Below are 14,604 nucleotides of genomic sequence, written 5' to 3'. Positions count from 1 at the left end.
TTATTTAGACACGCGAGGTAAAACGTAGAGTATGAAATTGATCGGGATGATTTAATCATCCTCGGGAGGAGAATCTATATATTCCATAATAAATACCTGGTAATTATAATGTATCTCAAGAGGCCTGGCATGGTTTGCTATTTTTAAGCGCTCTAAAAGTTCGATTTTAAATTTAGGAGTTTTATTCATTCCTTGCGAGGCATATTTTCCAATTGATGCATAACTACTAAATGTATTAGCAATATTTAGTTTTTCGTGCATCTCAATAGTAAGTATAAATCCATCTTCATAGATTTCTACAATATCATCTATTGTAACGTTCTGAATGGCATCAAAAAACGCATCAGGTACATATCCTTTGTGGGCTTCAAGTTCTTTTCCTCCAGGTAAGCGGAATATGGCTTTGTATTGTGGCATATCTTTTATTTATAAATATATAAAACTCCTTCAACTTTAGAAAGGCAATGTCTTATTCTTAAATGATGGACAGTGTTTAGAGAAAAAGAAAAACCTTTAAATACACATTACTATGTACTTAAAGGTTCTCAGATTATTAAGGTATGTTAATCCGGTTAGACCTGTATATTACTTGTCATAAGAATTAATTACATTGATTACGACCTATTTTTTTGTAGCCTTAACATCAACACCTATTTCGATATCTTTGCTTATCATCCATTCAGCCGGATTAGCTTCAGATGTTCCAAATTTAATACCCCATTCAGAGCGGTCTACAGTAAATTTAGCTTGTAGTGTTGCATTGCCGTCAACTACTTCAACTTTTGCAGGAAATGATACGTTAAGCGTTTTACCTTGTAGTGTAAGGTTACCACTTACAGTCTTGTTTGCTCCTGCAACTGCATCTGCCGGTGGTGTAGCAAGGCTGGTTACGCTGGTGATTTTAAACTCGGCAGTTGGGTTTTTTTCAACATCAAAAAAGTCAGCATTTTTAAGGTGTGCCTCAAGGTCTGTAGATTTTTTATCTTTTTCAGTTACAGATGCAGGGTCTACTTTTAAAGACTGCATATCGATAACAAAATCGCCTCCGGTAAGTTCGCCATTTTCTGAAGCTACCTCACCCGATTTAATTGAAAGTGTTCCCCAACGTGGGGCAAATCCTCCTTTATGAAATGCTTTCCAGTCTACCTTAGAAGTTTCAAGATTTACGGCAAAAACGTCACCTTGTTTTTCTGCTACTTCTTTTTCCTCGCTTGTTGAAGTAGATTCGGATGATTTTCCACCGCATGAAATAAATAATAGAGTTGCAGCCGTGAATGCCAGTACATTAATTCTTTTCATTTGTTAAGTATTAAATTAAACTTAGTTATAAATAATTTTGAGGTTAAATTAGGTAAATTTTCTCACATTTGGTTTTAGCATATTGTAAAAACTATTATTTTTTTGAATTGCAAAGCTTCGTTTTTCATGCTTGGAGATCATTAATTTTTTAATGATTGCCACTGTGCCGTACACACTTTAGGTATATAAGGTCATTGAGTTTTACAGGACAATTAAAATGAATAATTATAAAGCAACTGACGTAATTGTCTTATAGAATTTACATTTTTTTCGGGAATATAATCCCTAACTTTGCTGCCTTAATTTACTTTATAGACATGGAAATAAATTTACGCTCTGGTATTGATAAACTACTGTTTGGTATGCAGGAAGAAGATGTTACATTACTGTACGGCAAGCCATCACGCACATATAAGGATGAAGATAAAAATACAATTTACTTATATAACGATAAAAAACTGCGTCTTACTTTTTATGCCGACGAAGATTTCAGGTTGGGCTATATCATAGCGTCCGGTAAAGATCTTAAGCTTTTCGGGCAGCCCGTTATTGGTAACAAATGGGAAGCCCTTACAAAAGTACTTTTACAAAATAACGTAAAAGATTTTGAGCAGGAAAACTACGACTCTGTTGAGAACTTTTTTAACGAGGCAAACTGGGCCATTTTTCAGGTTGAATATGGCGAAGTTATCCGTGTAGAAGTAGGAGCAACTATTAATAGTAATGATGAGTTTGACTGGAAGTTTTAATCTTAACGGTTAAGCGTGAGCTTTTTAGGTAGTTGAATAAAACTTCCAAGAGATATAAAAAGGGATTTTATTTTTGAAATCCCTTTGTGTTTTTAGAAAAATGGAATAATCGCGTATTATTCCATAAAAAAAACGAGAACAGTTGTGTCCTCGTTTTTTATATATTTAAATTTTAAGTCTAAATTGACTAAAATGCCTGTAATGCTTTGTTGTATTCCCTAAGGTCAGATAAGTTTGTCTTATGAGAAAGGTCTGTAAACAATGAGAAAAGGTACTCAAGGCTTTCAAGGTTGTTTTCAGTGCCAGACTGCTCATCTGTAACAAGCTCTTCACCCTCTATAGGCTCATCATCCGGGATAGGGATAAGAAATGCGCCGTTAGCCTCTATATGCTCATAAGTAAGGCGTAATGCCTTTGTAAGCACAGGGTTATTTTCTTCAAGCGAATATTCACGTAGTTTTTTTAGGTCTGCTACAAGCTTATCAGCATCAAAACCATTTTTAAAAAGATCAACCTGTATCTTATTGATCAGTTTCTGCGCGCTCGGATTTTCCACGGTAAAGAAGTTTTAGTTTCAATTATTTTAAGAATGGCAAAAATAGCATTTTATATAATTTCTCCATATCTTTTAGTAAATTATTATGTATAAAAAATAAGCTGTAATTTTGGGACTGTATGAGTAAACGCGACCTTAAGAAATACCTGGCATCATTACCAAAAGAAGAACTGGAAGAGCAACTGTTAGCTTTGTATGAAAAATTTGCTGATGTTAAAACTTATTACAACTTTGTTTTTAACCCGAAAGAAGACAAGCTGGAGCAGGAGGCCAAGCTAAAAATTGTTGCAGAGTATTTTCCGCCAAGAGGCAAACGTCCTAAGCTTCGAAGGGGTACAGCCCAAAAATACATTAAGCATTTTCTTTCGCTTGGTGTAGACGCTATGGTTGTTGCAGATGTGATGCTTTACAATTTAGAAACTGCCATGAAGTATACCGCCAGGCGTGAAATAAGTGCAGACAGCTTTTATAAGAGCATGTTTAACTCTTATAAGCAAGTAGTAGATTATGTGGTAGTAAATGGCATTGCGCACGATTACAAAGCCCGTATAGAAGCTGTTTATAAAGAAGCAATGCGTCAGCACTGGCTTAACCGCAAAGAGTTTGAACGTATATACGATAATTTTGAGTAGTACTTTTCTTTATAAACTGTTAAGATAAACAGTACATTGTTTAATGTATGCGTAACTTTGTATAACACTGAACGACAAACCCCAAACAGCTTAACAATAAATGGCTCAATTCATAAAAATATATCCTAAAAATCCCAACGAGAAAGAGATAAATAAAGTGGTGAATGTACTTCGAGACGGAGGCATCATTATTTACCCTACAGATACCGTTTATGGTATGGGCTGCGATATTACAAACAGCAGAGCGCTGGAACGTATTGCAAAAATTAAAGGCATAAAGCTGGAAAAAGCTAACTTTTCTTTTGTGTGTAGCGACCTGAGCAACCTTTCTGACTATGTAAAACAAATAGATACCAGTACATTTAAGATACTGAAGCGTTCGCTACCGGGGCCGTATACGTTTATCCTTCCGGGGAATAATAATCTGCCAAAAGAGTTTAAAAAGAAAACTACCGTGGGTATACGTGTGCCAGACAATGATATAGCGCTCGAAATAGTACGTCAGCTAGGTAATCCTATAATTAGTACCTCGATACATGATGATGATGAAGTAATAGAGTACAGTACCGATCCTGAACTTATCTTTGAAAAATGGCAGCATCTGGTTGATGTTGTTATTGATGGCGGCTATGGCGATAATACAGCATCTACCATCATAGATCTTTCCGGTGATGAGCCGGAAGTAGTGAGGGTAGGTAAAGGTGACCCCGATATTTTTTAAGACCGATAAAATGTAATATTAAGCTTCCTAAAAGGAGGCTTTTTTATTGGGACAAGCTTGTGTATTTATTAACTGCCAAAGCTTTCTTAATTAGGGTATAAGGCAAAAGTTGGGTTTATAACTTTGTTATTCAACAGCTAAAAACATTAATTATGCCTTTTATCTTAAACAGTTCCGTCAGCCTTTCCGGCGCATCAGAAGAAGTTCAAATCTATTATGAAGAAATAGGGCGCGGCAAGCCTGTAGTGCTTATACACGGCTGGCCCCTTAACCACGAAATGTGGGAATACCAACTCAATGAACTACCTAAACATAACATTCGTGTAATAGCGTATGACCGCCGTGGTTTTGGTAAATCGTCGCGCCCATGGCAAGGTTACGACTACGACAGCTTAGCATCTGACCTCCATGCGCTTCTGGAAACATTAGACCTTAACGATGTAACTCTTGTAGGTTTTAGTATGGGTGGGGGAGAAGTAGCCCGTTATCTTTCTAAATACAACACAGCCGGGCGCGTTACAAAAGCTGCCCTTATAAGTGCTGTAACACCGTTTCTGCTAAAAACAGAAGATAACCCTACAGGCCTGCCACAGGAGATGTTTGATGATATTAAGCAGCAGCTTGAAGAAGACAGGCCTAAATTTTTGGCTACGTTTGCAAAAAAGTTTTATGGTGTGCACCTGTTTAGCAACCCCGTAAGCGAAGAATTTTTGCAGAGGGATCAGATACTTACGCTAAACTCTGCCGGCTATGCAACCATAAAAGCAATGCAGGCATGGTCTACGACAGACTTTAGAGCCGACCTTGCCGCAATAAAAATTCCGCTATTGGTGCTGCATGGTAAGGCAGACGAAACGGTGCCTATTGACGCTTCTGCCGAAGAAACGATCAAGATTGTACCACAGGCAGAATATGTAGTATATGATGATGCTCCGCATGGGTTGTTCTACACGCACAAAAACAGGTTTAACGAAGAGATAATCAACTTTGTTAATAGATAAAGATTAGAATAAATAAATACCAATAGCAGGTATCAATTTAAAAATAATCCCCTTTTGGAATTAAACCAAAAGGGGATTATTAATAGTCAAAATTAAAGAACGTACTGTTTTACGATTTAATAAATGTAAGTGTCTTTACATTTTCTGAATAAATAAAATAGGTGCCGGGGGCAGTGCTGTAATATCAATGGGTTGTGTTGGGGTAGCACTTATATCTTTAACCTTTTGGCCAAGCAAGTTAAAAATGCCGGCATTGAGTGTAGCGGTTATCCCGGTAATGTAAATTTTATCCTTTGCAGGGCTAGGGTAAATACTTATCGTTTTTTTCGAAAAATCATCAGTACCAGCTGTAGTCTTTGATAACTTTGTCAGAAAAGGGTAGTAAGATGTATCTTGTTGAGGGTCATATGTAATGGCGTCAAATGCTGTGGGGCCAAACCCCATGCCTGCTGTAATGATATCACCACTATTACTCAGCGTAATGTCATCAAATCTTGTAATTGAAACTTCATTATTATTACCACCTACAATTTTAGCCATCTGTATCATACCCTGCGAATCATATTTTACTACAATACCCCTAAGACTATAGCTCAGTATACTTGTAGTAATGCCATTGCCCCAGTGTATTGTACCCGATGTATTACCGCCGAGATAAACATTTCCTGCGTTGTCTAACGAGAGGTTATTGCGATTTCCTAATGCAAAGCGGCTGTTTGGTGGTGTTTGGCGCAGCCACTGATATTGGCCTTGTGCATTTAATTTTGTCAGGAAAAATTGTTCAGAACCTACTCCTTCTTCAGCCACAAGGTTGTCAAAGGCAAACGCGCCAGACAGGTTAGAGCTAAAATAAACGGAATCGGGCGATTTTACTGCAACTCTTGGTTCAGAGCAGGTAATATCCTCTACGATTTTTACCCATCTGTTCTCTCCTGCGCCGCTATATTTTGCGACGTAAACATTATAATTCAATGTAGTTGTAACATTTGTTCCGTTAAAATTCGCATCAGTCTCAATGCAGCTTCCTGCTGTGTAAACATTATCATCGCTGTCTACAGCAACAGAACTAATCCTGCGTACATTATCCTGGGTAAGAGTGTGGGCTACTGTGCCATCCTGAGGGACAATTTTTTCCACGTAACTTTTAAAGAAGTCAGCATAGCCTATGTAAAGATTATCGCGGGTATCAAGCGCCAGTGCTTTAAACTCCGCAATCTCGTTATACCAGTTATCGCCCATGTCAGTGGGCACAAGTTCCTTATGCCATATAAGGTTGCCCATGGGGCCAAATTTTGCCAGTAAATAAACCTCTCCCTGGTTTATGGTACTTATTGTTATATTTTCTATTGTAATAGAACCTACATAGCCAAGCGCCATATAGGTATTGCCTTGGCTGTCTGTTAGCATATTGTATGATTGAGCCTGACCGCCTATGGTCTTAGAAAAAAGTAATGTGCCATTTGTACTGTATTTATTAAAGTACAGGCTCCCCATAATGCTGTTATAAATATAGGGAGTATCTTTAAAGCCTGTATAAAAAATATTTCCGTCACCATCTGTCGTGGTAGTATATCCTACCAGATCAGGATTATAAGGCATTAAAGATTCAGGTGTTTTTAACCACTCAAAATGTTGAGCAAAACCGGTAACAGGTAAAAGTATCAAAAGGAGTAGAATTCTTTTCATAGCATTTTTTTAATAAAGATACTTTTACTACAATATATATTTAACAAAAATTGGCGGTTATAGCCGCCAATTTAGTATTTGATAACTCTCGTTGAGAATTTGTGTTTTTTATTATTTTGCCTTTTCGGCTTCATCACTTTCTGTAGCAAACTGCGAAAAGTAAAGATTCTTATAATACCCTTCGTTACGGTTTATAAGTTCATAATGAGTGCCTTCCTCAACAATCTTACCTTTATCCATTACAATAATCTTATCTGCATTAACAATGGTGGCAAGCCTGTGCGCTATAACTATAGAGGTGCGCCCCTGGGTAACGGCCTCTGTAGCCCTGCGTATCATTTCTTCAGAATAAGTATCAATAGAAGACGTAGCCTCATCAAGTATAAGGATAGAAGGATTGCTTACGTAAGCCCTTAAAAAGGCAATTAACTGGCGCTGGCCAGAAGATAGCATCACACCACGCTCCTTAACATTATAATCATAACCACCCGGCAGGCTGCTTATAAAATCATCAACACCTATAGATTTTGCGGCAGCTATTACCTGCTCTCTCGAAATATCAGGGTTGTTTAGTGTAATGTTGTTCAGTATTGTATCGGCAAACAAAAAAACATCCTGAAGCACAATGGCAACCTGGCGGCGCAGGCTTTCCAGTGTAAACTCGTCAATATTAGTGCCATCAATGGTAATGGTGCCGCTATCTATTTCATAAAAACGGTTCAGCAGGTTAATAATGGTACTTTTACCGGCACCTGTAGCACCTACAATAGCTACGGTTTGACCTGAATCTGCTTTAAGGTTAATGCCCTTAATTACTTCTTCGCCTTCTATATAACTAAAGCGTACATCTTTAAAAAACAGGTCGCCTTTAAAATGCCATGCCTCACGCGAGCCATTAACCTGGGTATAGCCTTCCATCTCTAAAAGTTCAAAAACACGGTCAGAAGCTACAATACCCATTTGCATCTCGTTAAACTTATCTGCTATTTGCCTAAGTGGGTTAAACAGCATAGGGATAAACATGATATATGCAAAAAGGTCGCCCGGTGTGGTAAGGTTACCATGGCCTATAATGTCTACACCGCCATACCATATTACAAATCCCAGTGTTAGCGACGATATGATATCGGCAATAGGGAAGAAGATGGAGTTATAAAGAATATTTTTTTGCCACGCATCATTATGCTTCTGGTTGATAACCTTAAACTTTTCATATTCTATTTCTTCGCGGTTAAAGAGTTGCACGATCTTCATGCCCGTAACGCGTTCCTGAACAAAGGTATTAAGGTTTGATACCTGTGTACGTACCTCTTCAAAAGCGCCTTTCATTTTTTTCTGGAAAATGCGTGTTGCTATAACCAGAAAAGGCATGGCTATGATTACCACGGCGGTAAGCTTCCAGTTCATCCAGAACATAAAGCCCAGGATAACAACCATCTTTAGCATATCGCTGATGATCATAAAAAGTCCCTGGCTAAATATCTTGGCAATAGATTCAATGTCAAAAACCGTGCGTGTAACAAGCCTTCCTACTGCTTCATTATCAAAAAATTTCATACGGAAGTGCGTAATGTGGCTAAACAGCTTTTCGCGTATGTCTTTTACAATATCCTGACCCAGCCAGTTTGCCCAGTATACAAAGTAGAATTGCGATGCTACTTCAAAAATCAGGACGAGGCCCATAAGGGCTACATAAAGAAGCAAGCCCTCATTATCTTTATGTATAAGGTGGCTGTTTACGGTTTCTTTAAGCAGGTAGGGGCGAATGGCTGCAAATATTGATAAGGCTATCGAGAAAATAATAACCCATACAAAGCGCATACGGTAAGGAGAGGCAAAACGCATTACCTTGCTTAGTGATGCGGCATTTTTATTTTTAGGAGTTTTTTCGGCTTTCATAATATGCATCAAAGATACGGATATTTTACCGTAGTAAGGTATAATCCGTGTGCGGGAACTGAGAATCCGGCCTGCCCGCGATCCCTGCTTTCAATAATTTTCCTGAAATCTTCAAGGGTTAGTTTACCCAGTCCTACGTTTACCAAAGTACCTACAATGGCACGTACCATATTGCGCAAAAAACGGTCGGCAGTAATGGTAAAAACCAGTCGTGTGCCATTTTGCTGCCAGTCGGCGCGGGTAATCTTACAGTTATAGGTTTTAACATCAGTATGGGCTTTAGAAAAGCATTTAAAATCGGTAAAATCAAACAGCAGCTGCGCAGCCTCGTTCATTTTAGCTACATCAAGCGGATGAAAATCATACCAGCTGCCCTCATGTACAAACGGATCTTTAAACGTGTGGATGTGATATTCATATGTGCGGCTTGTAGCATCAAAGCGGGCATGGGCACTGTCGTGCAAAGGTATAAAACGGTATACGGCAATATCCTTTGGCAAAAACGCATTGAGCCTTAGTGCTAGTTTTTCTGGTTCAGCAATGCCGTCGTGGTCAAAGTGGGCAAACATTTGTGTGGCGTGTACGCCCGTATCAGTACGGCCGGCGCCTACCACATCTGTAGGGGTGCGGAGCAGGATAGAGAGTGCTTTGTTAAGCGTTTCCTGTACTGATGGGCTGTGGGGCTGGTATTGCCATCCGCAGTAATTTTTTCCGTTATAGGCAAATTCTATAAAATATCTCAAAGGAAAAGTTTTTGCAAAGATACACTTTGTCGATTTACCACAAACAACACCGGGATTTTCACGGAGATCACAAAGCTGTATATTTCATTTAAAAACACATAAAGCTTTGTGGCTGTTGTGATAGACTTTGTGAACCTTGAGGTAAAATATTAGGTTATAAAAACTTAGCCCTTGTTTCAGGCGTTGGCAGCATACAGGCATCTTTTTTACCATACCATTTGTAGCGGTTGCGGGCAATGTAGTCATACACCATATTTGATAATCCTTTTGGCAGTATCTTAAAAATACCCATCAGGCTGTAAATGCCGCCAAGCGATGTGGCAATGTTAAGTGCTGCCTGTGCCTTGTAGTAATAGGCGTGCCCCGGCTCGTAAAGAATAATAGAGTCTGTCTTAGACGTGTCAATGCCAATATGGCTAATGATTTCCTGCCCGATCTCTGACTGAATGGCCACAAACCGGAAAATATCTTCTTTATCGTGTTTAATAAGGAACTGCACTGTATTATCGCACAGGTTACAAACCCCATCAAACAGTATTATTTTTTTATCTACAGGTAATTCCATTTCAGATTTCAGAATTTAGATTTCAGAATGAGCTTCACTCAGCCGTTTAACGTGCTGTCTAACAACCATCAACTGACAACCAACAACCAATTACTTCTTCATCGCCTCTACAAGTTCCAGTGCTTCTAAGGCTACCTTGCTGGTAAATATGCCATAGTTCACTGTAGCCTTATTCTTTTCAACAGATTCCAATGTGCCTACAGCTTTGCCGTCTATCATACGCACACGGTCTCCTATTTTTATGGCAGCTTTAACCTTTGGTTTTTCAGCCTCCTTTATTTTCTTTTCTTTTTTCTCCTGGCGAATTTCTTCTACCTTAACCTGTACTTCGGCTATTACCTGCTTTTGCTGAACCTCCTTAATTTTTTTCTCCTTTGGTTCCAGTTTCTTGCGCTTGGAGTTCTCTATTTCTACCGTTTTCAGGAATTCGCCAATAAGCTCTTTCTTGTTCTTATTGTTGAAGTACTTTTCGCTAATATCATCCAGTTTTTGCCCCATATAAATAAGGCGCTGGTTGGCGTCATACAGTTCCTGGTAGCTTTCCAGTTTTTGCTGTATGCGGGTGTTGATATTCTCCATCTTTTTACCCTCTTCACGTGCGCGGTCTTCTTCTTCTTTAAGGTTTTGAGAAGTCTTTTCCAGCTTAGAGCGCTCTTTTTGCAGTGTGGCAATCGTCTTGTCAAATCGCACTTTACTGCCCTCGATCTTCTTCTTGGCACGGTTTATAAGCCCGTAAGGGATGCCGTTTTTCTGGGCTACCTCAAAGGTAAATGAACTACCGGCCTGCCCGAGGATAAGCTTGTACATAGGCTCCAGCGATTTCTCGTCAAAAAGCATGTTGGCATTGGTCGCAAAAGGCAATTCGTTAGCCAGTATCTTAAGATTAGTGTAGTGCGTGGTTATGATGCCAAAAGCCTCACGGTGGTAAAACTCCTCAAGAAAAGTCTCTGCCAAAGCGCCGCCCAGTTCAGGGTCAGAACCTGTACCAAACTCATCAATAAGAAACAACGTCTTGTCATTACACTTTCGTAGAAAGTAGTTCATGTTCTTAAGACGGTAACTATAGGTACTCAGGTGGTTTTCAATACTCTGGTTGTCTCCAATGTCGGTCATGATACGGTCAAACAAAAACGTTTCACTACGTTCATGCACCGGTATCAGCAGGCCGCTTTGCAGCATTAGTTGCAGCAGGCCAATGGTTTTAAGGGTAATACTCTTACCACCGGCGTTAGGCCCAGATATAACAATAATGCGGTTATCTTCTTTTAGCTCTATCGTCTGCGGATAGGTGGGCTTGTTCTTTTGCCTGTTACTGCTAAATAATATAGGATGATATGCCTCCCGGAAATACAGCCTTTTTTCATCGTTAATATGGGGCAACAGTCCGTTAATGCGCTTTGCATATTTGGCCTTGCCTGATACTACATCAATATCGGTCAGGAAGTCCTGGTAATCATATAATACAGGTACAAACGGACGTACAAGCGCCGAAAGCTGTTTCAGTATTTTTTTTACCTCTTCTTTTTCTTCGTACTCAAAATTACTAAGCTCGCGCGAATGTCTCAGGGTAGCTTCCGGTTCTATATAGGCAATGCTGCCTGTTTTAGAACTACCCAGTATGCTGCCCTTTACCTTGCGGCGGTACATGGCGGCTACAGCCAGTACGCGGCGGTTTTCTACTACGGTTTCTTTAATGTCGTCAAGATACCCCAGGCTGTTATAGTGGCTAAGTGCCATGGTAAAGCTTTGGTTTATTTTGGTCTTAACCAGGTTCATTTCACGGCGTATGCCCTGTAGTTCAAAAGAAGCGTCGTCTTTTACTTCGCCATATTTGTCTACAATCTTATCTATAAATTTCAGGATGTCTTTTGCAAAGTCTACTGCGGCAGCACGCTTTTGAAGTGTAGGGTAGTAGTCGTCAAATTTTTCAAGAAATTTTATCAGTGTGCCCACCGTTTCGCTCATGTTGGCTATTTTCCTGAAGGCAGCAGCGTCGAGGTAGCTGTCTTCTATAGCCAGAAATTTAAGCTCATTGGTTACGGGCTCAAAACCATGGTTAGGCAGGGCATTGTTATTATCAAAAGATGAAACATATTCTGATGTTTGCCTAAGGGCATCCATAAGTTCCTCCCTGTCTTTAAACGGGATTATGGCCATTGCTTTTTCATGGCCGGGTTCGGTTACGCAACCTGAGGCTACTGCCTCCAGCACGGTGCCGAATTCTAAGTCTTTAAGTGTTTTTTCTGTGATGCTTATCATTAGTGTTGCTACAGCAATTATTATGCAAAAATACTACATATTGCGCAAGGCTGCACATTTGTCAGGAAAGTTTAAGAGGGCTTTATGCCAATGCTATATGCGCTGATGATTATATTTGCGGTATCAAACCGAAAATATGGACGTTAACATACACCCCTCGTGGAAAGCTGTGCTTTCTGCCGAATTTGAAAAGCCTTATTTTGAGCATCTTATTCCTTTTGTAAAGCAGCAATATGCAGACCATATCTGCTACCCGCCGGGCAAGCAAATATTTTCTGCCTTTGACCATTGCCCTTTTGATAAAGTAGAAGTGGTAATACTTGGGCAGGATCCTTACCACGGCCCCGGACAGGCAAACGGACTTTGTTTTTCGGTTAACGATGGTATACCCATGCCGCCGTCATTGCTTAATATATTTAAAGAGATACAGGCTGACCTTGATAAGCCTTTTCCGCCAACAGGCAATTTAGAGCGCTGGGCAGAGCAGGGTGTGCTATTGCTTAACTCGGTACTTACGGTACGAAAAGGTGAAGCTAACAGCCATCAGGGACAGGGATGGGAAACCTTTACCGATGCCGTGATACAAAAAATATCTGACGAAAAAGAGAATGTAGTATTCCTGTTGTGGGGTGGGCCTGCCAAAAAGAAAGGCGCCCGTGTAAATCGCAGCCGCCATCTTGTGCTGGAAAGCGGACACCCATCGCCACTAAGCGCTAATAGGGGTTTGTGGTTTGGTAATAAGCATTTTAGTAAAACCAACGCTTTTTTAGCAGAGAAAGGCAAAAATCAGGTTATCTGGTAGTTAATTGCTGTTTCTTTAAATGTAAATAATTTCATACACCTGTTAAAAATAGGGGTCTCATTGAAAATTCACAATTAAATAATGCGTACTTAATCGTTTTAATGTGAATTAAATGTTAAATTAGCTTCGTAAAACCGGGGTGTTTATGAAAGCTTTAAAAGAAGTCAAAAAAATTTGGGAAACCATAGCAAAAGGTGAAAATGTTCTTGATGAGAATTTTGATCTTGGTTTCCAGAGAAAATTACTGGATGTTTTTCATGCGGGGAGCTTCTTTTTTTATGTGGTCAATGTCCGAAAATCCATGCTGGAATATGTAAGCCCCGAAATAAAAGAGGTTATAGGATATGAGGCCGATGTAACGCTTGAAGACATTGTAAGTTTTATACACCCTGAAGATGTACCTTATTTTGTGAGCTTTGAGGCAGCGGTACGCAACTTTTTTGGCGAACTTTCGGGTAACAGTTTGTTTAGTTATAAGGTGCAGTATGACCTGAGATTTAAAAAATCAGACGGCAGCTACATACGCATCCTGCACCAGTTTGTTATCATACAGCATGACGCAGAGGATATTAAAACCTTTGCTGTAGACACAGATATTGACCATCTTAAAACATCGGGAAAACCCCAATTGTCTTTTATTGGGCTGGATGGCTCACCCTCTTACCTTAATGTGGATACTGAAAAAGACCTTGCTGCAGAAAAAGGCTTTTTTACAAAACGCGAACGCCAGATACTACAGGCGCTTGCCGCCGGAATGAGTAGCCAGGAAATAAGCGAAATGCTGAGCATCAGTAAATATACCGTAGACGTACACCGCAAAAATATGCTTAAAAAGAGCGAAGCAAAATCTACTTACGAGATTTTACAAAAAGCCTTTAATATGGGATGGGTGTAATAACCTTTGGGATGTTTTTTTCAAGTATCGTAATTTTAAGGTATTGATAATCTGTACTATAATTACCTGTTTTATCCCAAAAGCGTTTGGGGTGTTTTACGGGCGTGTAAAAACTACCATCTTTACTGTAAAAGGCTATTGTAATCTCAGGCATCCAGTTTTTGAATGTAGTATATAATGCCTGCCCAATACCACTTTTAGTTATTCTAAAAATGTGCATATCAGCAGTAGTATCATAAATGTTAGCCGTGACGTCAAGTATAAACTTCTTGTCTGGCGATATAAAAGGATACTCTGAGAGTGTAGCAGTAAGTTTACCTGTGATTTTATCAAGAAGCTGCACATCTCGATCTTCCCAATAAGCGCCCGACACAACATATTTATTTAAAAATGGTATATAACCCATATACTCATGTGTATGGCGTGTTTCATCATCAACCTCGTGGTCGGTTAAAATGATAATGCTGTCACGACAGGGTAAGGTAAGTACACTATCCTTCTTTTTGATTTGGGTATCATGTGTAAGATAATCTACAGCTGTTTTTCTCTTTTGGTCAAAAAAGGCTTTTGTAATAAGCTCCAGTTTTACGAAGTGTTTTATAGTATCGGTGCCGGATATTGGCTCTCCCATGCCAAAGCCTGTATATAACGTTTCATACACATTGGCCTGATTTATAATACTGTCTTCGTCTGTAAATTCACGTTCTTCGGTAGCAATGTCTTGTGATACATGGTGCGAACGGCAACCGGTAAGTATTGTTAATGCGACTAAGAGTATATAAATTTTAGCCATAAAT

15 protein-coding genes are annotated in these 14,604 nt (G+C 39.4%); 6 read left to right on the top strand and 9 right to left on the bottom strand.

Annotated elements, in window-relative coordinates:
* Positions 1-51 precede the first annotated feature (51 nt).
* Together DYH63_RS11530 and DYH63_RS11525 are read right to left on the bottom strand one after the other, a co-directional pair.
* Positions 52-417, bottom strand: a complete 366-nt coding sequence (locus DYH63_RS11530; RefSeq protein WP_116788948.1) for a hypothetical protein — start codon at positions 415-417, stop codon at positions 52-54.
* A 204-nt stretch (positions 418-621) separates the two neighbouring features.
* Positions 622-1,299, bottom strand: a complete 678-nt coding sequence (locus DYH63_RS11525; RefSeq protein ID WP_116788947.1) for a YceI family protein — start codon at positions 1,297-1,299, stop codon at positions 622-624.
* Between the two features lie 317 nt (positions 1,300-1,616).
* On the opposite strand from DYH63_RS11525, the gene DYH63_RS11520 reads away from it, so the two are divergent.
* Complete coding sequence (locus tag DYH63_RS11520; protein ID WP_116788946.1) at positions 1,617-2,048, top strand: hypothetical protein; 432 nt, start codon at positions 1,617-1,619, stop codon at positions 2,046-2,048.
* Between the two features lie 187 nt (positions 2,049-2,235).
* On the opposite strand, the gene DYH63_RS11515 is transcribed toward DYH63_RS11520, so the two are convergent.
* Complete coding sequence (locus DYH63_RS11515; protein ID WP_116788945.1) at positions 2,236-2,604, bottom strand: hypothetical protein; 369 nt, start codon at positions 2,602-2,604, stop codon at positions 2,236-2,238.
* 119 nt (positions 2,605-2,723) lie between these two features.
* Here DYH63_RS11515 and DYH63_RS11510 point away from each other — a divergent pair, with 119 nt between their 5' ends.
* From DYH63_RS11510 to DYH63_RS11500, 3 genes are all read left to right on the top strand, one after another.
* On the top strand, positions 2,724-3,236 hold the full coding sequence (locus DYH63_RS11510; RefSeq protein ID WP_116788944.1) for a DUF6155 family protein: 513 nt from the start codon (positions 2,724-2,726) through the stop codon (positions 3,234-3,236).
* Between the two features lie 100 nt (positions 3,237-3,336).
* The gene (locus DYH63_RS11505) at positions 3,337-3,957 is read left to right on the top strand and encodes an L-threonylcarbamoyladenylate synthase (RefSeq protein WP_116788943.1); all 621 of its coding nucleotides are present in this window, start codon (positions 3,337-3,339) and stop codon (positions 3,955-3,957) included.
* Positions 3,958-4,109: 152 nt separating this feature from the next.
* Complete coding sequence (locus DYH63_RS11500; protein WP_116788942.1) at positions 4,110-4,958, top strand: alpha/beta fold hydrolase; 849 nt, start codon at positions 4,110-4,112, stop codon at positions 4,956-4,958.
* A gap of 135 nt (positions 4,959-5,093) precedes the next feature.
* Here DYH63_RS11500 and DYH63_RS11495 read toward each other — a convergent pair whose 3' ends face one another.
* The 5 genes from DYH63_RS11495 to DYH63_RS11475 all read right to left on the bottom strand — a co-directional run bounded on the left by DYH63_RS11495 (position 5,094) and on the right by DYH63_RS11475 (position 12,110).
* A complete protein-coding gene (locus DYH63_RS11495) occupies positions 5,094-6,644 on the bottom strand; it encodes a T9SS type A sorting domain-containing protein (protein ID WP_162927005.1) in 1,551 nt (516 codons plus the stop codon).
* A 111-nt stretch (positions 6,645-6,755) separates the two neighbouring features.
* Entirely contained in the window at positions 6,756-8,543 is a 1,788-nt protein-coding gene (locus DYH63_RS11490) for an ABC transporter ATP-binding protein (protein WP_116790814.1), read from the bottom strand.
* Between the two features lie 8 nt (positions 8,544-8,551).
* Positions 8,552-9,286, bottom strand: a complete 735-nt coding sequence (gene truA / locus DYH63_RS11485) for a tRNA pseudouridine(38-40) synthase TruA (protein ID WP_116788940.1) — start codon at positions 9,284-9,286, stop codon at positions 8,552-8,554.
* A 154-nt stretch (positions 9,287-9,440) separates the two neighbouring features.
* Positions 9,441-9,851, bottom strand: a complete 411-nt coding sequence (locus DYH63_RS11480; protein ID WP_116788939.1) for a thiol-disulfide oxidoreductase DCC family protein — start codon at positions 9,849-9,851, stop codon at positions 9,441-9,443.
* 90 nt (positions 9,852-9,941) lie between these two features.
* Positions 9,942-12,110 carry an endonuclease MutS2 gene (locus DYH63_RS11475; RefSeq protein ID WP_116788938.1) on the bottom strand — a complete coding sequence of 723 codons (2,169 nt, stop codon included), beginning with the start codon at positions 12,108-12,110 and terminating at the stop codon, positions 9,942-9,944.
* Between the two features lie 136 nt (positions 12,111-12,246).
* On the opposite strand from DYH63_RS11475, the gene ung reads away from it, so the two are divergent.
* Together ung and DYH63_RS11465 are read left to right on the top strand one after the other, a co-directional pair.
* Entirely contained in the window at positions 12,247-12,912 is a 666-nt protein-coding gene (gene ung / locus DYH63_RS11470) for a uracil-DNA glycosylase (protein WP_116788937.1), read from the top strand.
* Positions 12,913-13,057: 145 nt separating this feature from the next.
* Positions 13,058-13,807, top strand: a complete 750-nt coding sequence (locus tag DYH63_RS11465) for a LuxR C-terminal-related transcriptional regulator (protein WP_116788936.1) — start codon at positions 13,058-13,060, stop codon at positions 13,805-13,807.
* Here DYH63_RS11465 and DYH63_RS11460 read toward each other — a convergent pair.
* The gene (locus DYH63_RS11460) at positions 13,788-14,600 is read right to left on the bottom strand and encodes a hypothetical protein (protein WP_116788935.1); all 813 of its coding nucleotides are present in this window, start codon (positions 14,598-14,600) and stop codon (positions 13,788-13,790) included. The two genes, DYH63_RS11465 and DYH63_RS11460, sit on opposite strands and share 20 nt — an antisense overlap.
* Positions 14,601-14,604 lie beyond the last annotated feature (4 nt).

It is taken from the genome of Flavobacterium psychrotrophum (assembly GCF_003403075.1).
Lineage (GTDB): Bacteria > Bacteroidota > Bacteroidia > Flavobacteriales > Flavobacteriaceae > Flavobacterium > Flavobacterium psychrotrophum.
This window is presented reverse-complemented; position numbering and strand designations above follow the sequence as displayed.

Coding starts and splice junctions, on each gene's coding strand:
- DYH63_RS11460 (WP_116788935.1), bottom strand. CDS start 14,600: ATGGCTAAAATTTATATACTCTTAGTCGCATTAACAATACTTACCGGT.
- DYH63_RS11520 (WP_116788946.1), top strand. CDS start 1,617: ATGGAAATAAATTTACGCTCTGGTATTGATAAACTACTGTTTGGTATG.
- DYH63_RS11500 (WP_116788942.1), top strand. CDS start 4,110: ATGCCTTTTATCTTAAACAGTTCCGTCAGCCTTTCCGGCGCATCAGAA.
- DYH63_RS11530 (WP_116788948.1), bottom strand. CDS start 417: ATGCCACAATACAAAGCCATATTCCGCTTACCTGGAGGAAAAGAACTT.
- DYH63_RS11505 (WP_116788943.1), top strand. CDS start 3,337: ATGGCTCAATTCATAAAAATATATCCTAAAAATCCCAACGAGAAAGAG.
- DYH63_RS11465 (WP_116788936.1), top strand. CDS start 13,058: ATGAAAGCTTTAAAAGAAGTCAAAAAAATTTGGGAAACCATAGCAAAA.
- DYH63_RS11475 (WP_116788938.1), bottom strand. CDS start 12,110: ATGATAAGCATCACAGAAAAAACACTTAAAGACTTAGAATTCGGCACC.
- DYH63_RS11495 (WP_162927005.1), bottom strand. CDS start 6,644: ATGAAAAGAATTCTACTCCTTTTGATACTTTTACCTGTTACCGGTTTT.
- DYH63_RS11510 (WP_116788944.1), top strand. CDS start 2,724: ATGAGTAAACGCGACCTTAAGAAATACCTGGCATCATTACCAAAAGAA.
- ung (WP_116788937.1), top strand. CDS start 12,247: ATGGACGTTAACATACACCCCTCGTGGAAAGCTGTGCTTTCTGCCGAA.
- DYH63_RS11490 (WP_116790814.1), bottom strand. CDS start 8,543: ATGAAAGCCGAAAAAACTCCTAAAAATAAAAATGCCGCATCACTAAGC.
- DYH63_RS11480 (WP_116788939.1), bottom strand. CDS start 9,851: ATGGAATTACCTGTAGATAAAAAAATAATACTGTTTGATGGGGTTTGT.
- DYH63_RS11525 (WP_116788947.1), bottom strand. CDS start 1,299: ATGAAAAGAATTAATGTACTGGCATTCACGGCTGCAACTCTATTATTT.